Genomic DNA, 23,822 nt, shown 5'->3' on the forward strand with positions numbered 1-23,822 from the left:
CCCACCCAAATCCCTATTACGCCCGATCTCACCGAAGAATCACTCACCCCAGCCACTGGTCTGTTTATTGCTCACCTCCCGACCAGGGTCCTCTGTCTATGCGCTGAGAGGCCACATCCCGTCAACGGAGGAAAAACCATGGATAAGCAGACCATGCGCACCACCATTCTGGCCGCCAAGAAAGCCAGGGGGATCAGTTGGGAAGCACTGGGCACAACGCTCGGCATGTCGCCACTCTGGACCTGCTCCGCCTGTCTGGGCGAAAACAGCATGCCGGAAGCCGAAGCCGAGAAACTGACGGCCGCTCTGGGGCTGGGGCCGGACATAGCCGAGGCCCTGCAGGAGTGTCCTTACAAGGGCACCAGCATGACCAAGGACATTCCCACCGACCCGTTGATCTACCGTTTCTACGAAATCATGCTGGTCTATGGCGAGTCGGTGAAGGAGATCGTCCACGAGAAGTTCGGCGACGGCATCATGAGTGCCATTGATTTCACCCTGGACGTCGACCGGCAGGAAGATCCCAAGGGAGACCGGGTGGTCGTGACCATGAACGGGAAGTTTTTGCCGTATAAGCGCTGGTGAGCCCCCATAAGCGGACGGCCTCTTAAGGTCTGAAGAGGCCGTCGAATGATCGGGATTGGCGGGAGGCCCCCGGCGCATTGCCCGTTGGTTAATGCGCCCTACCGGAACCGCTGAAAGCAGGATCCAGCGGATCACCAGTGAAGGTGTACCGGAGGGCATTACACCGCAATGGGGGCCGAAGCAGTCGTGAGGACGCTCCGGCCAGGCAACAGGCTCAACTGCGCTGCTGACGCACCGCATCGACCAAGGCGAACACATCGCCGGGGGATCCCGCCGTCGCTTGCGGCCTGTCCATCATCATTCCCCGGCGGACATGCTCCGCCGAGGCTACAGCGACCCAGAAACGGCTCACGCGGCCCCCAGCGCATAGACCCGCAGCCGATGGCCATCCGGGTCTTCCGCCACAAAGGTGTAGCCGAAGGGCATCATCGTCGGCTGCATCAGGATGCTCAGACCCCTTCGCTGCCAGTCTTCGAACCGATCGTCGACCGCGGCGCGGTCCGATGCCATAAAACCGATTTCAGTGGCGCCGGGCAATGCCACCAGTGGCGGTTGTGCCCCGTCGCGGTTACGCAGGGCCAGTTGGGCGCCTGAGGATAACTGGAACATGACGAAGGCCGGTGTGTCTTCGAGTGGCGACAGGCCTAGCAGGCTGCCGTAGAAATCGGCGCTGGCCTGGGCATTTTCGACATAGAGCAGTATCAGGGTGGGCGTTGTCATCTCGATCGTCATCTTCATCTCCTTGGCAGTGTTAGGGTGACAACGCCATCCTAAGGAGAGCGACTGACAACTTTTGTCAGTAGTGTTTTACTGTTCCGCGATGCCTTTCGCCATACGCCATTCCTGCAGCAACTGCTGGCGCCGCCGGGGATAGCGTGTTTCCGTCAAACGCATCGCCAAAATCCGGTCGACACGAAAATGGCGGATGGCTTCACGCCGCTCGCACCAGGCAACAATCATCCGGAAATTCTCGAAAAAACCCAGGGCGAAAGGCCAGATGACCCGGCAGCTATCCTGACCATCCTTATCCTGATAATCGATATCGACCTTGCGCTCCTGCCGGATCGCCAGACGGATTTCCTCCAGCATGCGGCTGTCACCGAGCACCGGATCGCCCGGACCGATCAACAACGCCGAGGATTCCAGCTCATGACGCAAGGCCTGCGGCAGGACACCGGACACCTTGGCCAACATATTCCGCGCCGCCTCCGCCAACTGCGGATCGGACCGCTTCGCCACCCAGCGCGCACCCAACACCAGAGCCTCGATTTCCTCTTCCGAGAACATCAACGGCGGCAGCGTAAACCCCGGGCGCAGCACATAACCGACACCCGCCTCTCCCTCGATCTGCGCACCCTGCGCCTGCAAAGAAGCAATATCGCGATAGAGGGTACGCACGCTCACCCCCAACTCCTCCGCCAGCGCCGCACCACTTACCGGATAACGGTGGCGACGCAGTGACTGCATCAGTTGCAACAGACGTTCGGCACGGGACACAGCGGTTCTCGATCCTTGATCGTGGTGGACGGTGAGAGGCCCTTAACGCAAACTGCGGCATTGTGGCACGGGTTTGGCGGGATCAACTATAGCGATCCTGTCGGAGCCCATATAAACATTACTCGGGGGAAACGCCGTCACCCAATAACCCCCGCGCCTCAAACACTTCCTTTGCGGCAAAAACCCCATTAAGCGCTGCCGGGAAGCCGGCATAGACGGCCATCTGGGTGATCACTTCGATGACTTCTTCCGGCGAACAGCCAACGTTCAGGGCGGCATGGATATGCACTTTCAATTGTGGAGCTGCGTTGCCCATGGCGGTGAGTGCGGCTACGGTGGCAATTTCGCGGGACTTCAGGTCCAGGCCGGGACGGCTGTAGATGTCGCCAAAGCCAAACTCGATGACATAGCGCCCCAAATCAGGCGCAATCCGTTTGAGGGACTCGATGACGTTCTCACCTGCATGGCCATCGATTTCTTTCAGTTTTTCCCAACCACGGGCATAGCGATCCGGGTTTTCACTCGACATGGGTGTGCTCTCCTCGGCAGCTGAATGTACGTTCAAGTCCAGCCTACGAGTTAGAGTTCACTCTAAGTCAAGCGCTCCCGCTGTCTCCGCCTCTTCGATCAGGGCGTCGTAGATCACCACTTTCTCCCGGAGTTTCTCCAGGTGCTGTTGCTGAACAGCAATATTGGCCTCCACGGCCCGGGCATGATCACGCATCATCTGCTGGCGTTCGCGCAAGGTCTCGGCTCCGGCGGCCCGCAGATTCGCGTAATGAATCATCTGCTCCAGGGACATGCCGGTTTCTTTCAGGCGCAGGATAAAGGCGATCGACGCCAGATCCCGCTCGGTAAAATCCCGATGACCATTGGGACGCCTGCGCACATCGCCGAGCAACCCGATTTTCTCGTAGTAACGCAACGTATAGGTGCTGAGACCGACGCGTCGGGAAAACTCAGCCACATTCATATGAAACTCCTTCGTAGACCGGCCGGCGCCATCGCATCCGGATTCACGCCTCAGGCCGCTGCCGGGCATAACGCCGGATATATCGCATCAGCGGCACCAGGGCCAACAGGGGAACGAAGAGATAGACCGGCGCCCAGGGGCTGCCGGGCTCTGGTGCGAACGGACGCCCCAGAAAACCACAGGCCACCAGGAAAACGCCAAAACACAGGAAGAGCCAGCCGCCGAACGCATTGATGGCATACCAGTTACTGTCCGATGTGTAGGCTTTGCGTACCCGGATACCGTAGAAGTGATTCATCGGCACCCGGCGCAGGATAAGCGGCACAGCCAGCGCCGCAGCCGCCAGCCCAAACCCGATATGGACATCCGGAATCGGTACGATCATAAGGCAGACCGCTCTTCCCTTGTCATCAGCACCCGCTCGATACGGCGGTCCGGAATCAGCCACATCAGGGCGACCAGAATGTAGAGGGTGCCGGAAATCCAGGGCGAGACGAAGGCCAACGGAATGGCCGCACAATACAGGACCGGTGAAAGCTTACCTTTGACATCCCGGCCCACCGCATAGGCAAGCAACGAATCGTCGCCCTGAGCGGCGATGATGGCACGCTGCAGCAGCCAATAGGCCATCGACGCCATTAACAGCACCAGGCCATACAGGGCTGTCGGTGCCGGCGCGAAATGGTTTTCGCCCATCCAGCCGGTGGCGAACGGAATCAGCGACAGCCAAAACAGCAGATGCAGATTGGCCCAGAGTATGCCGCCCTTGACGGTACCCGCCGTATGAAACATGTGATGATGATTATTCCAGTAGATACCGACATAGATGAAACTGAGCAGATAACTGAGGAAGATCGGAATCAGGGCCAGCAGGGCACCCAGGTTATCGCCATGGGGAACCTTCAGTTCCAAAACCATGATGGTGATGATGATCGCCAGCACGCCATCGCTGAACGCCTCAAGCCGGTTCTTGCCCATGGGAATTTTCCGTTGTTTTCGACATCCGACCATCATAACCAGTCGTGCGAACGAGACTAGCCTTTTGCCCGAAACCGGTAGCCATTTCTCTCCCCGAATCGGCTCAAATGCCTTGATTCATGCGCCATCCCTAAGATTGTCCGACAATCGATTTTCCTAGAAAAATCACGAAAATAAGGTCGTTTTGTGACCGCCATCATGTCCCCGAAGATACACACCCGTGTCTGTTCACAAAATTACCGCCCCCCCATTCTCATCCTCAGATAATGGGCGTAACGTTTACTCACAGATCATTACAAACCGGGACAGAAACAAACCGGTGTAACAACAAGAAGAACTGTCCCAGAGAGGTGATTAGCCGTGACCGCATCGATTCCATCATCCGCCCTGATACTGGATCGCCTGGCACTTCTTGAGTCGGCGACCGATCATTCCCTGTCGCTGCAGCAATGTCAGCGCCTGATTGCCCGTTTTGGCGGCCAGTCCAGCGCTTACTTCAACCTGCAGGAAGGGGTTCAGCGTTTTGGGATCGACGAAGTCGGCTTCATCGCCTACTTCCCGATGCGGACCATCATGGGCCGGGTCAATGTGGTCTTCGCCAACCCGGTCTGCGATCCGGCTGCCCGCCCCTGGCTGATGCGCGCCTTCCTGAATCGTGTTCCCGGCCGCACCTTCTTTGTCGGTATCGATGCGGACGTGGCTCGCGATCTGCGTACCATCGGTTACAACATCAACGAAATGGGTACCGAATTCTCCATTCCCATTGCGGACTTCGATGTCAAAGGCAAGCACAAGAAGCAACTGCGCCATGCAGCCAATCTGGGTGAGCGTTGTGGCGTCGTGGTCAAGGAACAGACCTGGGATGAAGTGGATCAGGCGCAAGTGATGCAGATTTCTGATGCCTGGCGCAGCCATAAGGCCGTCAGCAGCCGCGAACTGCGCTTGCTGACCCGCCCTCCCGTTTTCAATGACGAATGGGGCGTGCGCAAGTTCTACTGCTATGACGGCGACCGTCTGTTGGGTTACGTCTTCTTCGACCCTTACTACAAGAACGGTAAGGTCGTCGGCTACACCGCCAACATCCTGCGCCAGCAGTTCGATAACGTGCCCAGCGGCCTGCTCGATTTCATCATTCTGGAAGCCATGAACATCTTCCGTGCCGAAGGTATCGAATGGCTTTCCCTGGGCATTTCGCCGCTACATGGTGTCGCACCGGTAGAAGGCGAGCGCAAGATCGTCCGCAAGATCTGCAGTTTCCTCTACGAACACGGCAACAAGTTCTATGCCTTCAAGGCACTGGCCTACCACAAGTCCCGCTACCGCGGCATCGAAACCAAGTGGTACGTCGCCACTGATGACATCCCGGCCCTGAAAGTCGCCTGGACCATCCTCCGCGGCACCGGCATCCTCGGCCAGGTCAAGCTGTCACCGGCTGGCGCCAGTATCATGGCAGGACTGCTCTGAGCCGATCCGGTTCGACGACACTGAAAAGCCGCGCGAATGCGCGGCTTTTTTTCGTTGACGGGCTTGCACTGCATGGTGGCGACTCAACTTCCGCCCGTCCCAGGCTTTATGCCAGCCATGCGAACCTCTATGATGCGATCAAAGTACTCGAAGAGGTTTCAGTGAGCGCGCGCCCACATTCACCACCCCCATGACAACACCACCCGATACCCTGACCCCCACCCAATATGCCCGGATCCTTCGCTGGGAGCGCTGGCACCGCCGCTATGCCACTATGGCCTTCATCGTGCTCGGCAGTGTCATCGTGCTCGGCCATCCCGGAGGGCAACTCCACCTCGGCCTGACAGGGCTGGCCCTGGCGGCACTCATTGTCCCCATTCCGCTGTTCCAGCTTTTCCTGCGCTGTCCGGCCTGCGGAAGATACCCCGGTTGGGAAGCCCGCCTCGAAGCGCCCCGACGCTGCCACCATTGCGATGCCGCCCTGCACGATGATCGAACAAATCCTTGACCTATGACCTACTCAAAGGTTTTACAGTAGACGTAGTATTGGGCTGAAGCCCATTGATGCCGACGCTGCAAAAGGGGAAGCGGATCATGCACGTCTCTGAGATTGCCGCCGCGGCCGGGGTCAACCCGGAAACCGTTCGCTACTACACCCGGCAGCAACTGCTGCACCCGGAACGCAATCCGGATAACGGCTACCACCGCTATTCCGTGGATGACCTCAGGCGCCTGCGCTTCGCCCGCAAAGCCCGGCAACTTGGCTTCAGCCTGCAGGAGATCAGTGAAATCCTGCACGAGGCCGACGAGCACAACTCGCCTTGCCCCATGGTCCGCCACGTCTTCGAACAACGATTGGCGGACGTGGAAAAACAGCTGAATGAATTACAATCCCTGCGGGACCGCATGCGCGAGGCGATGAGCATCTGGCAGGAAATGCCGGACGGTGCACCCGACGGCCACACGATTTGCCGCCTGATCGAACACTGGGACGATCAGGAAGTCCGGAAGGAGGCCTGACACCATGAACGAAATCACACACACGCCCAAAGCCGACTTGCTGCTCGGTATTTCAGGAGCCAGCTGTCAGGGCTGTGCCAAAAAGATCACCCGGACGCTGGAAGCCCTCGACGGTGTCGAGTCCGTCTCGGTAGACCTGGAGAACCAGCGTGTCGCCGTGACCGGTCACCCCGATGCCGCAGCCGCCGCCCAGGCCGTCACCGATGCAGGCTATCCCGCGCAGGTTCTCGACACGGGAAGCACCAGTGAAACGACGCCAGAGCCGCAGGATGCAAATCTGGTGCTCGGCATCTCCGGCGCCAGTTGCCAGGGGTGCGCCAAGAAAATCACCCGGACGCTGGAAGCTCTCGACGGTGTCGAATCCGTCTCGGTAGACCTGGAGAACCAGCGTGTCGCCGTGACCGGTCACCCCGATGCCGCAGCCGCCGCCCAGGCCGTCACCGATGCGGGCTATCCCGCGCAGGTTTTGGAGGCCCAGACGGCCCGCGAAGAGGCTGACGAAACGACAGCACCAGCGTGCGAGCTCACCGAGACCGCCACAGCTGAAACCGCCGCCCCGGCCGGGACTGGACAAACCATCAACCTGAATGTCACCGGTGCCAAGTGCGCCTCCTGCGTGCGCACCATCGAGCAGGCCCTGCGCAGCGTGCCCGGCGTCAGCGCGGCTTCCATGAATTTCGCTGACCGCTCCGCCCAGGTGGAAGGCGACGTAAACCCTCACCAATTGGTCAAAGCCGTGGAAGATGCCGGTTACGGCGCCAGTGTCATCGAGGATGAGGAGAGCGGCGATGCCGAACGGGAAGCGGCCGAAACGGCCCATTACCGGTCACTGATTCGCAATATGTGGATTGGGCTCGGGCTGGGCGTCCCCTTGATGTTGTGGGGCCTGTTCGGGGGCAGCATGTCAGTTGCGCCGGATAGCATCGGGCACTGGGTCTGGCTCGGTATCGGCATCCTGACATTGGGCGTCCTCGCCTATGCAGGCAACCACTTCTTCACCGGCGCCTGGAAGGCCTTCAGGCACCACAGCGCCAACATGGACACGCTGATCGCGGTCGGCACAGGAACCGCCTGGCTGTACTCGATCGTCGTGGTGCTGTTTCCAGAATGGCTCCCCCCCGGCGCCCGCCACGTCTATTTCGAGGCATCGGCCATGATCATCGGCCTGATCAACCTGGGCCAGGCGCTGGAGGTGCGGGCCCGGGGCAAGACCTCCCAGGCCATACGACGCCTCCTCGATCTACGCGCCAAAACCGCGCGCGTGCTGCGCGACGGGTCAGAGCAGGACATTCCCGTCGAACAGGTCCAGCAGGGTGACCTGATCCGTGTAAGACCCGGAGAGAAAATCGCCGTCGACGGCGAAGTCGTCGAAGGACAGAGCCGTATCGACGAATCCATGCTGACCGGGGAACCCATGCCGGTCGGTAAAAATCCGGGCGATACCGTGGCCGGCGGTACGCTGAACCAGAGCGGCAGCCTGGTGTATCGGGCCACTCGCGTCGGTCGGGACACGGCCCTTGCCCAGATCATACGCATGGTCAAAAAAGCCCAGGGTGCCAAGCCGCCCATCGGGCGCCTGGCAGATGACGTCGCGGCCGTGTTTGTTCCGGTGATCCTGCTGATTGCGGTTGCCGCCGCACTCATCTGGTACGACGTCGGACCGGCACCTCAGATCGTGCACATGATGGTGGCGGCAACGACGGTCCTGATCATCGCCTGTCCCTGCGCCCTGGGCCTGGCCACTCCCATCTCCGTCATGGTCGGGGTCGGCAAGGCCGCCGAGTACGGTGTCCTCATGCGTCAAGGCGAAGCCTTACAGACTGCGGGACAGCTCAATACCGTGGTCCTCGACAAGACTGGCACCATGACGGAAGGACGCCCCACCGTCACCGCCATCCTGCCGCAGCCAGGCTGGGACAACGACGCCCTGCTGCGCATCGCGGCCGCCGTCGAACGCCCATCCGAACATCCGCTGGCGACAGCGGTGACCGGTGCGGCAGAGGAGCGCCAGCTGTCGCTGCCGGAATGCACCGAGTTCGAGGCGATCAACGGCAAGGGCGTGCGCGGCCGGATCGAGGGCCGGGAAGTCCTGATCGGCAACCGCAGCTGGCTGTCGGCACAGGGCGTAAGCACCGAGGAACTGCAGAGCGCCGTCAACGAGGTCACGGCCGGCGCGGGCACACCGCTGCTGATTGCCGTCGATGGCGAAACCGCGGGGGTGATCGGTATTGCCGACCGCCTCAAGGACGACACCAGGGCCGCCATTCAGCGTCTGCGCAAGCTCGGCCTGCACGTCGTCATGCTGACCGGCGACATTCGCGCCACGGCAGAGGCCATTGCACGGCAAGCCGGGGTCGATGAAATCCATGCGGAAGTCCTGCCGGAAGACAAGGCCCGCATCGTACGTGAACTGCGCGAATCCGGAGCCCGGGTTGCCATGGTCGGCGATGGCATCAACGACGCACCGGCCCTGGCCGAGTCCGATGTGGGCTTCGCCATCGGCACCGGCACCGACGTCGCTATCGAAAGTGCCGCGGTGACCCTGATGCGGGGCTCGCTGCACGGTGTAGCGGATGCCATCGAGATTTCTCGGGCGACCGTGCGCAATATCCGTCAGAACCTGTTCGGCGCTTTCGTCTACAACAGCCTCGGTGTTCCGATCGCCGCCGGCGTGCTTTACCCGCTCTGGGGCCTGCTGCTCAGCCCGGTGATTGCCGGCGCCGCCATGTCGCTGTCCTCGGTCACCGTGGTCAGTAATGCCGGACGTCTGCGCTTTTTCAAACCGGGCTCGGCGGGCCTTACGGGTGAAACGGGGAAGGCACAGGACACTGACGTCAACACGCCCACCCCTCAGCCAACCGCAGGAGGTCGTTCATGAACCTGCTCGTCAATCTGGCCGGCCTGCTGATTGCAGCCTTTGTCGTCTGGTGGTTCTGGCTCTGGAAACCCCGCCAGGCGCTGGTATCGGCCGGTCGCCCCATCGATATTCTGGTGGACGACGGCATTTACGAACCCGCCTATATAGAGACCCCCAAGGGACAGCCGCTGACGCTGCGCTTCCTGCGAAAGGATGCCAGCCCCTGTGCCGAACAGGTCATCTTTCACGGACTGGATATCAGCGAAACGCTGCCGATCGGCAAGCCCAAGGAAATCCGGTTCACCCCGAAACAGGCCGGTACTTTCCGCTTCACCTGCCAGATGCAGATGTATCAAGGGCAGCTCAAAGTCACGGACTGATGGGCGGCGCGTCTTGAGACGCATCAAGGCTGGAGATCAAAGACAAGCTTCGTTGTAGCGCTGCCGGCGACGGACCGTTACCATGTCGAACATCGCGCCGTTGCTGTCGGCGATGACCGGTTTCCCCCCGAAACCTTGGCGGCAACGGCTTTGTCCGCCTGACCACTCGATGCTGCCGACACATGCGCCTGTTACTGGTTGAAGACGATCTGCCTCTTGCTGGTACGCTGCAATCATTGCTGCGAGAACACCATTACACCGTCGACTGGGTCGACGATGGCCGACAGGCGCTCAATGCCCTGGCAGACGAGCGTTTCGATGCCATTGTCCTGGACCTGACCCTACCGGGGCTGGACGGCCTGGAGGTGATCGCCAGAGCCCGGCAGCAAGGCATCAATACCCCGATCATCGTGCTCACGGCCCGCGGCGAGCTGGGCAATCGGCTGGAAGGCCTGGATGCCGGCGCCGACGACTACCTGCCCAAACCTTTCGCCTTCGACGAACTGCTGGCGCGCCTACGTGCGGTTATCCGGCGCACCGGAGGGCAGGGCTCACCCACCCTCGACGTCGGCACCCTGCAAATCGACCCCGCGCATTTTTCCGTGTCGCTGAACGACCTGCCGCTGACGGTGTCCCGCTCCGAGTTCATGCTGCTCCACTGCCTCGCGCGCAATGCCGGCAAAGTGGTGACGCGCAGCCGGCTCGAAGAACAACTTTATGGCTGGGAAGAAGGTGTCGAAAGTAACGCGCTGGAAGTGCATATCCACAACCTGCGCAAGAAGATTGGTAAGACCGGTATCCGCACAGTGAGGGGTGTCGGCTATCTCCTCGATCCGAAAACCCTGACCAGCGGCGCCTGAGCCATGCCGATACGCCGCACCCTGATTCTTGCCATCCTCGGCGTCGTCGTTACCATCTATGCCGTCGCGCTTTTCCTGAGCTACCGGGAAAGTACACAGACACTGAGCCGTCTGTTCGACGGTCAGCTGGCGCAATCCGCCCACGTGGTCGAAGGGTTGATCCGTGAGCATGTCTCCGGCGAAGCTCTCGAACGCCTGCGGGAGCGACTAACCCGACCGAGGGAGGACGTTGAGGACAAGGACAGTGCCATCGACAACCTGGGCATTCTGGGCAAAGGCACAAGTGAGCATCTCGATAAGGCGATGGCCTTCCAGGTCTGGACGCCCGATGGCGACCCCCTGCTGGATAGCCCTGCCGCCCTCAACGCCCCCCTTAAAGAAACGCCGGCCTATGACTGGATCCGGGACCAGCACTGGCGCTGGCGGACCTATACGCTGCACGACAGCCGCACCGGATACTGGATTCGCACCGCCCAGCGAGGCGACCTGCGCCAGGAGTTGGCCACCAAGCTGGCCCTGGGCAATACCATGCCGCTGCTCATCGCCCTGCCCTGCCTGATGCTGGTGCTGCCAGGCGTCATCTGGCTCGGCTTCCGCCCACTTGCCCGCCTCGAACGGCAGATCCAGGGCATGGCGCCGACACAGGTGGAACCCCTCGACGAATCGGTCGCGCCGAAAGAGGTCCGCAGCTTGGTCAGGGCGCTCAATAAACTGCTGATACGTCTTAGCGAAGCGCTGGACCGGGAACGGCAGTTCACGGCCAACGCCGCCCACGAATTGCGCACTCCCCTGACCGCCTTGCGGCTCAATATCGAAAGCCAACTGAAACAGGATCCTGAGCGTCGGCAGGCACTGCTCGCGTCCGTGGATCGTATGGTCAATCTGGTGCAGCAGATGCTGTTGCTGAGCCGGCTCGATCCGGAGCGTTCCATAGACGCCACGCCCTGCAACCTGAACCCTCTGGTCGCCGAAGTGCTGGCGGAGCTGGCGCCGGTGGCGATGAAGAAGGACGTCGAGCTGATGCTTGAGGAAAGCGCAACCACGGCTCCCGTCGTCAAGGGTAACCCCGTGTTGCTCGCCACGCTGGTGCGGAACCTGGTCGGTAACGCCATTCAATACAGCCCGCCCGGCAGCACCGTGGAGGTTTTTCTGCACGTCGCCGACGCAGGCCCGACGCTGCTGATCAGAGACTATGGTCCCGGCATACCACCGCTCGAACGCCAACGGGTCATGCAGCGCTTCGTGCGGCTGGATCACCGCCTCGGGCAGGGGTCCGGGCTGGGGCTGGCCATCGTGTCACGCATCGCAGAACTGCATGGTGCGGAGATCGCCCTGGACAGCACGGATGATCGACAGCAGGGGTTGAGCGTGACGGTCCGTTTTACATTGACGGCGACGGACTAAGTCTCGATCACATAAAGGAATTGAGCAGCGGGAAGCGCCACGCCGGATGGCAGTGGCGCGAAGAGGGCAATATCGGCAGGCTAGCGCTGCGCCGTTACCCCAGGCGTCTTACTTGGTCTTCTCAGCTTTCTTGGCGGGCTCAGCTTTTTTGCTGGCTGCTTTCTTGTGATGGACCTTCTTCTTGGTATGTTTCTTAACATGTTTTTTGACGTGATGCGTCTTCTTTGCTTCCTTGCCAGCTGCTTTTCCAGCAGCTTGCTGCGTCGCGGGCGTCTTCTCCGGCTGAGCACCGCCTTCAGCGGCCATGACCGGTGCGCTGATCAGCGCAGTAGACAGAAGACTGGCAATAACGACACTCCGAACGTTCATGTATTTCTCCTGAGAGTTGAATGCCAATTGGCCCGCGAAGTATCCGGCCACTTTGGTTTTCGCGCAATCCGGCAAATTCCGGCTCCCGCACCACAATATTGATCTACGTCATGACAATGGTTGGCGTTACGGATTGCATTTTGCATAACGCGTTGGCGAGGACCTCGCCTCCTTCATCCGCTATAATGGCGGCCCCCTAAAATGACGTCAGGAAAGGATCGTTATGCTCAACGCCGACGTGCTCCAGCAGTTGCGCCAACTCAAGGCCGACATCAAGGCCAACAAGGAGGTGTATCCGGGAACCGTCAAGGCTACTCAGGGTCGCTTCGGCTTCGTCACACTGGACGACGGACGTGATATCTACCTGCCACAGGAGCAGATGCAGCGCGTCCTGCCCGGTGATCGCATCGAAGTCACACTTCAGGAAGATGCCAGCGGCAAGACCTTTGCCGAAGTCGATGCCCTCAAAGCCTCCAGCCTGACCACCTTTGTTGGCCGCTACCTGGTCAAAGGTAACGGCCATTTTGCCGTCCCGGATGTGCCCGGCCTCAACCGCTGGCTGTTCATTCCGCCCAAGAAACGCCAACAGGCCAAGTCCGGCGACTACCTGTATTGCCGGCTTACGCAGCACCCCTTCCGCGATGGCAACCCCCAGGTGGAAGTGCTCAAGGTACTGGGCAACGACGAGACACCGGGTATCGAGCGCGCCTACGCGATGTGTAAATTCAACCTCGTCGAGCAGTGGCCCGAGGCGGCGCTGAAGGAAGCCCGGGCGCTGACGGCCGATAGCCTGGCTACCGCCGCCCCCGAGCGCCGCGACATGCGTGACCGCGCCTTCGTCACGATCGATGCGGCAACGACGCTGGATATGGACGACGCCCTGCATGCCGAAAAAGACGGTGACGGCTGGCGCCTCTGGGTGGCGATCGCCGATCCCACCGCGCTCGTCGCCGATGGCGGTGCTCTGGAGCAGGCCGCGCGCGAAAGGGCGACCACCGTTTACTTCCCCGGCGACATTCGCCCGATGCTGCCGGACAACGTCAGCACCCAGCTCTGTTCACTGGTCGCCGGCGAGGATCGACTGGCGCTGATTTGTGAAATCCAGGTGGGCGCGGACGGCACGCTCGGAGACTATGAACTCTATGAAGCACTCATTCACTCCCGCGCCAAACTGAGCTACGAACAGGTGGCCTCCTTCCTCGACAGCAAGGTGGACGAAGCCCTGGCCGCACTGGACGACAGCACCCTGAACGGACTGCACAATCTCGGCGAACTCGCCCAGACCCTGCGCCGCTGGCGGGAAAGTCATGCCCTGCTGACGGAAGACCGCGTCGACTACCGCCTGCGGCTGGATGACAAGCGGAAGATCCGTTGCATCGATCGCCTGGTTGCGACACCGGCCCATCGCCTGGTGGAAGAGTGTATGGTCGCTGCAAACCGCTGTGCCGCGGACTTCCTGGGCAAGCGTGCCGGCCACGGACTCTTTATCACCCATGCCGGGCTGCGCAAGGAACGTGTAGAGAACGTCCGCAAACTGCTGGAGGATAAATTCCCGGCACTGGCGGAACTGGACCCGTCCACCCCAGAAGGTTTCGCGACACTGCTGCGCAACGCCAACGGACTGAAAGATCCGCTCCCCCTGCGCAGCATCGTCACCCGCCAACTGGAGCGCGCCGAGCTTTCCAGTCAGCCGGCACCCCATCAGGGCATGGGCCTGTCAGCGTACACGACCTTTACCTCGCCTCTGCGCAAATACCTGGATTTCTGCATCCATCGCCTGATCCGCGAGGTACTGCGCAAGGGTGAGGCCAAACCGCTGGATGCCGCTGTGCTGAGCGATCTGCAGCAGCGTCAGGCACAGGCGAGAGCCGCCGCCAACGACGCCGAGCAATGGCTCAAGTGTCAGTATATCCAGCAGTTCCGTGACCAGGATCTAAGCGGCACCATCGTGCGTACCTTGCCGGCCGGTTTCACCGTCCGCCTGGACGAGACGGGTATCGAAGGTTTTGTCAGCAGCAAGGATCTCGAGGGCAAATACGCATTCGATCCGGTGACGCTGACGCTCAGTAACACCGAGCGCAGCTTCACGCTGGAACAGCCGGTCACCGTCAAACTGGCAGATGTCGACGCGCAACGCCGGCAGATCCGTTTCCAATGGATCGCCTGATCCCCTGAGCCACATCAGCGGCCCGCCGAATGGCGGCGCCGCTGCTCTCTCAGCCCCTTCTCTCGCAGGGGCGCACTCAGTTGCCGGGACAGTACCGGGAAACAGTTCCCCAGCTTCGCCAACCAGCCCCTCCAGCCGGGCAGCAACACTTCGTCCCTCGGGCGCAGGATCAGGCGCTCGATCGTCCTGACGACATCGGCAGTGCCTAAGGCACGGGGGGCCGAAAAAGTCAGCGCCGCCTCGTCCCAGTCCTCCTGCAACTTCAGCATCGGCGTTTCGATGGCGTCTGGACAGACCACCGACACCCGCACCCCCTTCGGTGCCAGTTCCTGGGCCAGCAGCAGGGAAAAACCGCGGACGGCAAACTTGGACGTACTGTAAAGCCCAATGCCCGGAATCGGCGCAACGCCAGCCAGGGAAGCGATATTGATGATATGGCCATGCCCGGCTTCCACCATGGCCTCGCCAACCACGCGGCAACCATGGATCACCCCTTTGACGTTGATATCCAAGTGACGATCGATCTGGTCGTCGGGTGTTTCCAGGATATACCCCGGCAACAGGTAGCCCGCCACGTTGCAAAGAAGCGACGGCACCCCCCACTCCTCAGACAGCGTCGCCAGATGCGAACGCCATTGCCCGGACTCACGCACATCCAGCGTCACCAGCCTGCAGCGCCGCTCATCCCAACCCGCATCAGCGGCGGTCCGGCTCAACCCATCGGCATTGATATCGCTGGCCAGCACCTGCCAGCCACCTCGTAACAAAGCCGTTGTCAACGCCGCGCCCAGACCGCTGGCGCTGCCGGTAACCCAGGCAATACGTGTCGATGGTGCACTCATCATCGCTTCTCCCCGCTCGTCCTGATCGGAGCGCCATAGGTCAATTCGCCAAAACTGAAGGTCGGCCGTAACCCGGGGAAGGCCCAATAAGCGGACAATTCAGAGGAGGGAACCACGTTGCAGAAATCGGGGTGACGCCGGGTCGGCCCGGCAATGGTTTTTTCCATCACCATGGAGATGTATTGATCCAGGCCGGATTCCTGGGTATTCCCATTCAGAATCACTTCCATACCCGTTTCGAGGGCATAGCGGCGCACGCCGGGAATACGCGAATGCCGCGGCGAGTAGCTGTCGGCGGACACCCCGTTTTCACTACTGACCAACAGGCCGTCGGGTGTATGCGCCACCAGTGAGTGATTGCCCTCGGTATGCCCTGGCGAATGCACCAGCGCCACACCGTCGCCCAGTTGCACCGAGCCGGGTAACAGAACGATACGCGCCGGATCGATCCCTTCGATACCGCGGGGGCAGTACCAGTCCCGCTGAGGCGGCAGCAATGCCTGGGTCGATGCCCACTCCTGCTGCATAACCAGCAGTTTGGCCCGCGGGAAATAACCCGGCTGGCCATCCGCACCCAACCATTTCCGCACATCCTGGGTATGCAGGTGATCGTAGGAAATGAAATCGACCTGCTCCGGCGCGATACCCGCGATAGCCAGCGCATCCTCGACCCGGTGCAGAACCGGCGCCAGGAAGCCATCCAGCGGACCCGACAGGGGCCCCATCTGGCGCGAGAGCCGCTTGAAAAAGGGGGTTTCCCGATTACCGTCGATATCCGATGGCGAGAACAGCAGGGTTTTCAGTCCCACCGGTGAATCGTACTGGATGACGAACATCCGGTTGAGAATATGCATGTAGGGCGACGGCACGCGAGCCGCGTTATACAGCCCGTAGCGGGTCGGGTATGGCGCACGGATCAGGTCGACGGTGCGGTAATAGCGGACCGGTGTCCCTTGCCCCAGCATGCGTTCCCGGAAACCTTCAGCCGCCTGACGTACCGATGCCAGCCGGGCTGTCGGTCGGGGGTCATCGCGACAGTGCTCGAAATCCGTCAACGGTCGAATCCCCAGCGTTTCCAGCTGCTCCGGATCTGCCGGCACAGGAGTCACAATGGCGTTCATAGAGGCTTCTCTCTTGTCCGATGGTCAACGCGACATTGTCGGACAAGATAGTCCTTTTACCCCGAAATGGCACCTCATAACGGCACGGCAACTGGTCACAAAACAGTCACAACCCTTGATCTGAATCATAAGGGTTCAACCTGTCTTCTCGTATCGTCTCAATTTGCAGGATGCGGATATACGCGACCCCGCCCCGCGACATTCAATCGGGCTATAAATGCGTCGCCGTAACCGTTATGTCAAAAATCGTGAATATGGATCAACCCTTAATCAATCATGCCGTCTGCCTTAAGGCGCCCCTTGCCTTGGTCGGCGAAGCCCTTCGAAAACAAGTCCCCGGTATCCGAATCCAAGGGAATCCAACAAGTCCGGGTGGCGATCACCAGGCCTTCATGGGTGTTGTTGCCCTCCCCGATATACAGGCCACCTATATCAATTACGGACAAGCGGTACAGGTGCAAAGCAGGCACTACGACCATTACAGCATGCTCTGGATAGAGAAGGGACGCGCTGTCGTTTGTCAGGAGGCGTTCGACAGGATCACCTATGACAAACTGCATTTCCTGCAACCGGACTCACCGCTGGAAATCTTTTATGCCGAGGATACGCCACACCTGGCGATACGCCTCACCCGGAAATCAGGCAGACAGGAGATCCTCGACCGGATATTCCGGGACACCAAGCCACAGAGTTCACCGGTTTTACGCGATGGCATCATTCGGGCCTGCCGACAGTTTCTTGAACACCAGCGCCATGTGATCTCTCACAAGGAAAGCCTGAACGGTCTTCAGCAGCTTCGGGAGCAACTCTACAACCTGTTCCAGTCGAGCCTTGAGGGACGCCCGATCACCTTGCCGGAGATCTCGCCCCTCGACCCCCGCATCCGAAAGGTTGCCAATTTCCTGCGCCAGGAGCCGCGCTGGGAATACAACGCAAACCTCCTGTGCGAAATGGCGGGTATGAGCCTGCGCGGACTGTACTACGCATTCGAGCGCGCCCTGGGCAGCACGCCCTATCGTTACCATCGCGCCCAGAAACTGATTCGCGTCCGAGCCGCCTTGTTGGCCGACCATAATCAACGCCACCCCATTGCCTGGCACGCCACCAACGAAGGTTTCTATCACCTGAGCCGCTTCGCCGCCCAGTACCGCTCGCTCTTCGGTGAGCTGCCCAGCGAAACCCTGCAGGGCATGCGACAGTTACAATATCCGCTATCGCTCAGCGCTCTGGGTAACGGCCTCACCCAAAACGAAGAGGAGTAACAGGTACGGCGGCGAAGCCGTCCTCCCCCAAGCCTGAGCCAAAGGACGCCGCTTAATTACCCTTACCAAATATCATCAAGCGCGTGCGCGGAGGCGAGCCTGCGCCTACACTGGCTATTGACGATACCGATAGCAGACTGCGATTCTCGGTATCGTAAACCCGGAACATAGTCTCGACAGGTAACCCTCATGTTCGCCGTGCGCCTTTCTCATCGCCCTTTACTGGCAGCCTTTCTCGGCCTCTTTTCCTCGCTGGCAGCGCTGCCGGCGATTGCCGATGCCCCGTTCGATACCTGTGTTGCCCAACTCCAGAGCCAAGCGCGACAGGATGGCATTTCGGCCAAAGTCGTCGACGAATTACTCGGCAAGGTCAGTCATAACCCGACGGTCATTCACCTGGATCGCAAGCAGCCTGAGTTCACCCAGACCTTTGCCGGTTACCTGAACGCCCGCGTGACGGACAGCAAGGTGGCCGCCGGTCGCGAACTGCTGGCCGAACACCGTTCGCTGCTCGAACGTGTGGCACACCAGTATGGCGTACCGGCCAAGTACCTGCTGGCATTCTGGGGCATGGAAACGGATTACGGTCGCTACTTCGGCAAGATGCCGATTGTGGATTCCCTGACCACCCTGGCCTGCAACCAGCGACGCAGCGCATTTTTCAGCAAGGAGGTGATAGCCGCCCTGAAAATGGTCGACGAGGGTGCCGTCAAGCCCGCCGACTTCAAGGGTTCCTGGGCCGGAGCCATCGGTAACTTCCAGTTCCTGCCCTCGGTCTTCCTGCGCTATGCCGTGGATTACGACGGCGACGGCAAGCGGGATGTCTGGCACAGCCTGCCCGACGCCCTGGCCTCCGCGGCCAACTTCCTGAAAGGTCTGGGCTGGAGCGCCGACACCCGCTGGGGACGCGAAGTCCTCCTGCCCAAAGGCTTTCCCTACCAGGATGCCGGCATCAACCAACCGCGCTCGCTGACCGACTGGCACAAGCTGGGCGTTGAAACCGCTTTCGGTAAGCCCCTCCCCCAGGACGATCAGGTCCAGGCGTCACTGGTGATTCCAGCCGGATACCGCGGACCGGCATTCCTGGTCTATCACAACTTCCATGTCATCATGGATTGGAACCATTCCGAGTATTACGCGCTGTCCGTCGGTTACCTTGCAGACCGGATTGCCGGTGCGGCTCCCCTGCAGAAAGCACCACCCGTCAATCTTCCGCGTCTGACGCGGGAAGAGGTACAGAGCCTGCAGAGTGAACTGACCGCCAAGGGTTTCGACGCCGGACAACCCGACGGCATACTTGGTACCGCAACTCGCAGCGCCATTCGCGATTACCAGCAGCATCACGGCATGATTGCCGACGGCTACCCCGGCGAAGAAGTGCTGGCCTCCCTCGGCGTGGGCGACCAGACCGCCGCCAGCCACTGACCCGGCTTTCGCGCGGGACGACTCAGTTCCCGCGCAATTCCGCCAACAGGCGATAGGACAGCAGGCGGGCACCGTGGTCGAAGATGGCGCTGTTGACGATCAACTCGTCGACAGCGGTCCTTTCCAGAAAGCTTTCCAGCCCCTCTCGCACCCGCGCCGGCGAACCGGTAAAGGACGCCGCCAGCTGGGTTTCCACCATAGCCCGTTCAGCGGCACTCCAGAGCCCATCCATAGAATCGACCGGTGCGGGTAGCGGCTTGCGTACGCCTCGAATCAGGTTGAGGAACTGTTGCTTGTGGGAGCTTGCCAGCTTCTGCGCCTCGGCATCGGTGTCCGCCAGATACACGTTTACCCCAGCCATGGCATAAGGTTTGTCGAGCACCGCAGATGGCTGGAAACGATCCCGGTACAGCGACAGGGCCGGCAACAGGTGTTGCGGCGCAAACTGGCTCGCAAAAGCGAACGGCAGCCCCAATTCGGCGGCCAGACGGGCGCTATAGTCGCTGGACCCCAGCAACCAGATTGGCACATTCACCCCGGCACCCGGCACCGCCCGGACGGCACGCGGCCGAAGCTGGTCGTCCTCGGGCTCGAAGTATCCGCGCAATTCGGCCACCAGCGCCGGAAAATCCTCGGCATTACCGACCAGATCCCGCCGCAGAGCCCGCGCCGTCATCGGGTCCGTACCGGGCGCACGCCCAAGTCCCAGATCGATGCGGTCGGGATAGAGTGACGCCAAGGTCCCGAACTGTTCGGCAATAATCAACGGGGCGTGGTTGGGCAGCATGACGCCGCCTGCGCCAACGCGGATACGGCGAGTACCGGCGGCGAGATGGCCGATCACCACCGAGGTCGCAGAGCTCGCGACGCCCGGCATATTATGATGCTCCGCCACCCAATAGCGCTGGAAGCCCAGCGCTTCCGCCTGACGGGCGAGATCCAGGCTTTTGCGCAGGGCATCGGCCGGCGTTTCCCCCGTATTGACCGGCACCAGATCCAATACCGATAGGGCCGTATCGGCCAACTTTTTCATAAAGACTCCTTCGGCCATAACGGCCGACAGCTTCGCGGATATCCCGGGTTATTTTGTCTTTCGACAGGATGTGAGCCAGTTCCAGATATGGCCCAACCGGCCCGTTGACAGCCCACCCCAACCATTACATTCTTCAATGTCATCATTCAGGCAACCTGCGCCAACGGGAGTCCGTCACCATGCACATCGATTCGCATCGTCCCAGCGCCTGGGTCTCTGCCAGCGACGGCATTCGACTGGCACTGTACACCTGGGGGGATATCAACAAACCCACCGTCATTCTCGTGCATGGCTACCCCGACAGCGCCCGGATCTGGAAGCAGGTTGCAGAGAAGTTGGCGAACGACTTTCACGTCGTCGCGTACGATGTGCGGGGCGCCGGGGCTTCGGCCAAACCGGCCCGGCAACGCGACTACCGGCTGGACTACCTATCCGCCGATCTCTGCGCCGTCATCGACAAAGCCAGCCCGGACCGCCCGGTCCATCTGGTGGCACATGACTGGGGATCGATCCAGACCTGGGAGTCGGTCACCGACCCCAAGCTGCGCCCGCGCATCGCATCCTTTACCACCCTGTCCGGCCCCTGCCTCGATCATGTGGGATTCTGGCTACGCCAGCAACTAAGGGAACGCCGTTTCGGCAAGCTCGCCCGGCAGGCATGGCACTCCTGGTATATCGCAGCCTTCCACCTGCCGCTTCTTGCGCCCCTGGCCTGGAAATTTGGCGGCAGGCGGTGGCCTGCCTTTATCGCGCGTCTGGAAAACACGCCTGTCGCGCCGGATCCGCTACAAATCGACAACGGCCGACGGGGCATCGCCCTGTACCGCGCCAACATGCTACCCCGCCTGCTCCACCCCCGGAACCGGTTTACGGAAGTGCCGGTTCTGCTGCTGGTGGCACGCCAGGACCCCTTTGTCGGCCCCGAGCTGTACCTCGGACTGGAGCGCTGGGTTCCTCATCTGGAACGTGAGGATCTCGAGGTGGGCCACTGGTCGCCGTTGTCACAACCCGCATTGATTGCCGATAGGGTCGCCGCCTTCGTGCGACGCCTCGAAACCTCTACGCGGGGCGCAGCGAAGGGCCAGAGAAAGCCCGTGTCAGCTCGTCAAAGTGAGCAATCACCCAGTCAGCCTGTCGGATGAGTTCGCGGTTGCGGGCATTCAGGTAGAGGCAGGCCTTCATCCCCGCATTGCGGGCAGCGTCAAGGTCGAAGCGGAAGTCGCCGATGTAGACCAGTCGGGATGGGTCGCACCGCCAGTGGGCGGCAATCCGCAATAGTCCCTCAGGATCGGGCTTGGGCCGACAGTCTTCCCGGGTCAGGATCATGTCGACGTCAATTCTCAGGCTATCCACGGTCAGGGTCACCGCATCCCGCTTGTTGCGGGTCAGAATCGCTGTCGGCAGGGAGCGCCCGTGCAGGCACTCCAGCAGGGCCCGCGCTCCCGGCATCCAGGTGGCAGCGCGGGCACCGGCCATTTCAAAGTCATGAATCACCGTCTCGGCCGCCCTGGCGGCCTCCCGGTCAGCCAGGGCGGCCACGAATTCCAGCACACCGGTATCCGGCGGGCACCCCAGCTGATCGCGCAGAGCCGCAAAATCCAGGCGTGAATCCACCAATGTGCCATCAAGATCGAAGACAACGCCTTCCACCTCTAGGATACCCGCCAGACCGTTCGCCATCATACCGCGTCCCCCCACAACAAAGACCCATTATGACGCGGGAGACGCCAGGCGTCAGGTTCCGTTAGAGAACCGGTACCTTGAGCACGGACTGCCGGCTATTGGTAAACGGAAAATCGACCTTGTAGGCATCGCTGGTCGGTTGCTTGTACAGCAAGTCCTGCGTGTCGATGGCCAGAACCAGGTGATCCCCGGCCGGCAGGTTATAAGCCGTGGTCACCAACGGCAGCGTAACAGTGGTCGCCTTACCCGGTTGCTGGTTCAGCAGGGTCACCGGCGCATGGGTAATCAAGGTACCGATCCCCAATGCGTTCATATCGTATAGGTAGGCCACCAACTGCGCCTTGGTGGACTGTGGCGTCACCTGCAGCGTAACGGAGGGCGTGCCGCGAATCTTGAGGCCGTCGCTCAATGTATTGGTTTCAAACCAGATACCGTGCGAAGGATCGATCAGCGGCATCGACGCGACAGTCGGCAGATTGACCTCTTCGAAGATCTGGGACCCCAGCGGAATACCGGTACTGGCTACCGTATCCATGCCCGCATGGATACTGTTGGTCACCGGAAACCAGTCCTGCCAGGGAGTATCCTTGAGGTAGCCCGGATGAAACAGGCCGCGCGGGTGCAGATACCATTGGTCGGTATGGGCCTGAGGGACCGGGAAGGCTGAAAAACCTTCGTAGCCGTTGTTGGTGAAAGGCACCTTCATCTGGACCGGCGGAGCGGTGTCGATGGCGGTCGTCATGCCTTTGAGGTGACTGTCGAACCAGCGATGGACATCATTCCAGATGTGAGTATCACCGCCCCCCAACATGCCGAAGATTTCCGTGCTGGCATGGGTGCCCGGCTGCAGGTCGATGTGTTTGGGCCCCGTCAGCTGCCGATACATGTCGAGGATGCTGTTGGGCTGGAACAGGTTGTCACCCCAGTTCTTCGACAGATAGACCGCTGTGCCATTGGCATTGAGCCGGTTAACGTAGCTGATCGGCGAACGTTCCGCAGCCCAGGAGTCGATATCGGGTGTGTCGTCATTGCTCAGCAGCTGCGCATAATATTGCGCAATGATCGGGTCGGGATGCCCCAGCAACTGGCTGGCAACCACCAACAGGTCACCCCACACCATACGCGGCGTCTGCTCGCCATAGAGCGACTGCTTCAGGCTGCCCCAACTACTGAGGGCTGCCACTGCATGGATACGCGGGTCCTTCGCCGCACCGATCAGGCTGATGCCGGAGCCGTAGGAAATCCCGGCCGCACCGATACGGTCCGGATCCGTCGGCGTATTGGCAATCAACCAATCGATGGCCGTGCTCAGGTCGCTGATATCCTTGGGTCCCGCCGTGTCGATCAAGCCACCGGACTGCCCGAAGCCACGCGTGGTGTAACTGAGCACCACGTATCCCTGACTCGCGAACTGTGCCGCTTCCGTCAGGTATTCGTACTGATTCAAGCCCCAGCTATTGATGAAGATGACGGCCGGATAAGGCCCCCCGTTTCCATTGGGAATAAAGACGTTACCAGCCAGTTGAACGCCATCGGCCGCGGTGATCCGCAGATCCTTGCGAATGGTGTAGGCATCCGAGGAGGGAAACACCGGTTGATTGAGCAGGCCGGCGACAAAAGAGAGTGCGGGGAACAACGGCGATGATGTCGTGGCGGCCAGTGTGGGCTGAGCCACGGAAAACGTGATCATCGCCACCAGCCCCAGCAGATGCGCGCGCAGGGTTTGTCGATTCATGGTTTGCCTCAACTCCTTTCCTTGTTTTTATTGGGCGAAGTGAACATCCAACATCAGACTGGACCCGTTCATGCTAACGCCAAGCGGCGCAATGCCGGGGAAAACTGGCCCCGTTTAACCGGGATGATCGGGCCATCAGCCATGAAGTGTGATCCGCCACGCAAACT

Annotated in this window: 25 protein-coding genes; 12 read left to right on the forward strand and 13 right to left on the reverse strand. The window is 60.8% G+C overall.

Annotated elements, in window-relative coordinates:
• Positions 1-138: 138 nt before the first annotated feature.
• Entirely contained in the window at positions 139-585 is a 447-nt protein-coding gene (cynS, locus tag CLR77_RS04460) for a cyanase (protein ID WP_097459353.1), read from the forward strand.
• Positions 586-799: 214 nt separating this feature from the next.
• Here cynS and CLR77_RS20105 read toward each other — a convergent pair whose 3' ends face one another.
• The 7 genes from CLR77_RS20105 to CLR77_RS04490 all read right to left on the reverse strand — a co-directional run bounded on the left by CLR77_RS20105 (position 800) and on the right by CLR77_RS04490 (position 4,033).
• Positions 800-937: a hypothetical protein gene (locus tag CLR77_RS20105; protein WP_158227115.1), complete on the reverse strand. Its 138-nt coding sequence runs from the start codon at positions 935-937 to the stop codon at positions 800-802.
• Entirely contained in the window at positions 934-1,317 is a 384-nt protein-coding gene (locus CLR77_RS04465) for a VOC family protein (protein ID WP_198962655.1), read from the reverse strand. The genes CLR77_RS20105 and CLR77_RS04465 overlap by 4 nt, the downstream gene beginning before the upstream one ends.
• A gap of 75 nt (positions 1,318-1,392) precedes the next feature.
• The gene (locus CLR77_RS04470) at positions 1,393-2,082 is read right to left on the reverse strand and encodes a helix-turn-helix transcriptional regulator (RefSeq protein ID WP_097459354.1); all 690 of its coding nucleotides are present in this window, start codon (positions 2,080-2,082) and stop codon (positions 1,393-1,395) included.
• Positions 2,083-2,200: 118 nt separating this feature from the next.
• Positions 2,201-2,611, reverse strand: a complete 411-nt coding sequence (locus tag CLR77_RS04475; protein ID WP_097459355.1) for a carboxymuconolactone decarboxylase family protein — start codon at positions 2,609-2,611, stop codon at positions 2,201-2,203.
• Between the two features lie 57 nt (positions 2,612-2,668).
• On the reverse strand, positions 2,669-3,055 hold the full coding sequence (locus CLR77_RS04480) for a MerR family transcriptional regulator (RefSeq protein ID WP_097459356.1): 387 nt from the start codon (positions 3,053-3,055) through the stop codon (positions 2,669-2,671).
• 43 nt (positions 3,056-3,098) lie between these two features.
• A complete protein-coding gene (locus CLR77_RS04485; RefSeq protein WP_097459357.1) occupies positions 3,099-3,440 on the reverse strand; it encodes an SdpI family protein in 342 nt (113 codons plus the stop codon).
• Positions 3,437-4,033 carry a TMEM175 family protein gene (locus tag CLR77_RS04490; protein ID WP_097459358.1) on the reverse strand — a complete coding sequence of 199 codons (597 nt, stop codon included), beginning with the start codon at positions 4,031-4,033 and terminating at the stop codon, positions 3,437-3,439. The genes CLR77_RS04485 and CLR77_RS04490 overlap by 4 nt, the downstream gene beginning before the upstream one ends.
• A 360-nt stretch (positions 4,034-4,393) precedes the next feature.
• Here CLR77_RS04490 and CLR77_RS04495 point away from each other — a divergent pair, with 360 nt between their 5' ends.
• The 7 genes from CLR77_RS04495 (at position 4,394) to CLR77_RS04525 (ending at position 12,018) form a co-directional block, all read left to right on the forward strand.
• Positions 4,394-5,497 (forward strand): DUF2156 domain-containing protein, encoded by a 1,104-nt coding sequence (locus CLR77_RS04495; protein ID WP_097459359.1) that lies wholly within the window; start codon positions 4,394-4,396, stop codon positions 5,495-5,497.
• A 190-nt stretch (positions 5,498-5,687) separates the two neighbouring features.
• Positions 5,688-6,005: a hypothetical protein gene (locus tag CLR77_RS04500; RefSeq protein ID WP_097459360.1), complete on the forward strand. Its 318-nt coding sequence runs from the start codon at positions 5,688-5,690 to the stop codon at positions 6,003-6,005.
• Positions 6,006-6,091: 86 nt separating this feature from the next.
• Positions 6,092-6,517: a MerR family transcriptional regulator gene (locus CLR77_RS04505; protein ID WP_097459361.1), complete on the forward strand. Its 426-nt coding sequence runs from the start codon at positions 6,092-6,094 to the stop codon at positions 6,515-6,517.
• 4 nt (positions 6,518-6,521) lie between these two features.
• A complete protein-coding gene (locus tag CLR77_RS04510; protein WP_097459362.1) occupies positions 6,522-9,395 on the forward strand; it encodes a heavy metal translocating P-type ATPase in 2,874 nt (957 codons plus the stop codon).
• Positions 9,392-9,754 carry a cupredoxin domain-containing protein gene (locus CLR77_RS04515; RefSeq protein ID WP_097459363.1) on the forward strand — a complete coding sequence of 121 codons (363 nt, stop codon included), beginning with the start codon at positions 9,392-9,394 and terminating at the stop codon, positions 9,752-9,754. Before CLR77_RS04510 ends, CLR77_RS04515 begins: the two co-directional genes overlap by 4 nt.
• A gap of 182 nt (positions 9,755-9,936) precedes the next feature.
• Positions 9,937-10,614, forward strand: coding sequence for a response regulator transcription factor (locus CLR77_RS04520; protein ID WP_097459364.1), 678 nt, complete (start codon positions 9,937-9,939; stop codon positions 10,612-10,614).
• Positions 10,615-10,617: 3 nt separating this feature from the next.
• Positions 10,618-12,018, forward strand: coding sequence for an ATP-binding protein (locus CLR77_RS04525; protein ID WP_097459365.1), 1,401 nt, complete (start codon positions 10,618-10,620; stop codon positions 12,016-12,018).
• A gap of 108 nt (positions 12,019-12,126) precedes the next feature.
• On the opposite strand, the gene CLR77_RS04530 is transcribed toward CLR77_RS04525, so the two are convergent.
• Positions 12,127-12,387: a hypothetical protein gene (locus CLR77_RS04530; RefSeq protein ID WP_097459366.1), complete on the reverse strand. Its 261-nt coding sequence runs from the start codon at positions 12,385-12,387 to the stop codon at positions 12,127-12,129.
• Positions 12,388-12,610: 223 nt separating this feature from the next.
• On the opposite strand from CLR77_RS04530, the gene CLR77_RS04535 reads away from it, so the two are divergent.
• Positions 12,611-14,554 (forward strand): ribonuclease R family protein, encoded by a 1,944-nt coding sequence (locus tag CLR77_RS04535; protein ID WP_097459367.1) that lies wholly within the window; start codon positions 12,611-12,613, stop codon positions 14,552-14,554.
• Positions 14,555-14,568: 14 nt separating this feature from the next.
• Here the strand turns inward: CLR77_RS04535 and CLR77_RS04540 are convergent, their stop codons facing one another.
• Positions 14,569-15,399 (reverse strand): SDR family NAD(P)-dependent oxidoreductase, encoded by an 831-nt coding sequence (locus CLR77_RS04540; RefSeq protein WP_097459368.1) that lies wholly within the window; start codon positions 15,397-15,399, stop codon positions 14,569-14,571.
• On the reverse strand, positions 15,396-16,517 hold the full coding sequence (locus CLR77_RS04545; RefSeq protein ID WP_097459369.1) for an MBL fold metallo-hydrolase: 1,122 nt from the start codon (positions 16,515-16,517) through the stop codon (positions 15,396-15,398). The genes CLR77_RS04540 and CLR77_RS04545 overlap by 4 nt, the downstream gene beginning before the upstream one ends.
• Before the next feature lie 254 nt (positions 16,518-16,771).
• On the opposite strand from CLR77_RS04545, the gene CLR77_RS04550 reads away from it, so the two are divergent.
• Positions 16,772-17,779 (forward strand): AraC family transcriptional regulator, encoded by a 1,008-nt coding sequence (locus CLR77_RS04550; protein ID WP_158227116.1) that lies wholly within the window; start codon positions 16,772-16,774, stop codon positions 17,777-17,779.
• A 189-nt stretch (positions 17,780-17,968) separates the two neighbouring features.
• Positions 17,969-19,204: a lytic murein transglycosylase gene (locus CLR77_RS04555; RefSeq protein ID WP_097459371.1), complete on the forward strand. Its 1,236-nt coding sequence runs from the start codon at positions 17,969-17,971 to the stop codon at positions 19,202-19,204.
• A gap of 22 nt (positions 19,205-19,226) precedes the next feature.
• Here CLR77_RS04555 and CLR77_RS04560 read toward each other — a convergent pair whose 3' ends face one another.
• A complete protein-coding gene (locus CLR77_RS04560; protein WP_227519802.1) occupies positions 19,227-20,237 on the reverse strand; it encodes an LLM class flavin-dependent oxidoreductase in 1,011 nt (336 codons plus the stop codon).
• Positions 20,238-20,416: 179 nt separating this feature from the next.
• On the opposite strand from CLR77_RS04560, the gene CLR77_RS04565 reads away from it, so the two are divergent.
• Complete coding sequence (locus tag CLR77_RS04565) at positions 20,417-21,379, forward strand: alpha/beta fold hydrolase (protein ID WP_097459373.1); 963 nt, start codon at positions 20,417-20,419, stop codon at positions 21,377-21,379.
• On the opposite strand, the gene CLR77_RS04570 is transcribed toward CLR77_RS04565, so the two are convergent.
• Both CLR77_RS04570 and CLR77_RS04575 read right to left on the reverse strand, forming a co-directional pair.
• Positions 21,297-21,920 (reverse strand): HAD family hydrolase, encoded by a 624-nt coding sequence (locus CLR77_RS04570; protein ID WP_227519803.1) that lies wholly within the window; start codon positions 21,918-21,920, stop codon positions 21,297-21,299. The two genes, CLR77_RS04565 and CLR77_RS04570, sit on opposite strands and share 83 nt — an antisense overlap.
• A gap of 61 nt (positions 21,921-21,981) precedes the next feature.
• A complete protein-coding gene (locus CLR77_RS04575) occupies positions 21,982-23,655 on the reverse strand; it encodes an alpha/beta fold hydrolase (protein WP_198962656.1) in 1,674 nt (557 codons plus the stop codon).
• Positions 23,656-23,822 lie beyond the last annotated feature (167 nt).

It is taken from the genome of Mangrovitalea sediminis (assembly GCF_002514725.1).
Lineage (GTDB): Bacteria > Pseudomonadota > Gammaproteobacteria > Pseudomonadales > Oleiphilaceae > Mangrovitalea > Mangrovitalea sediminis.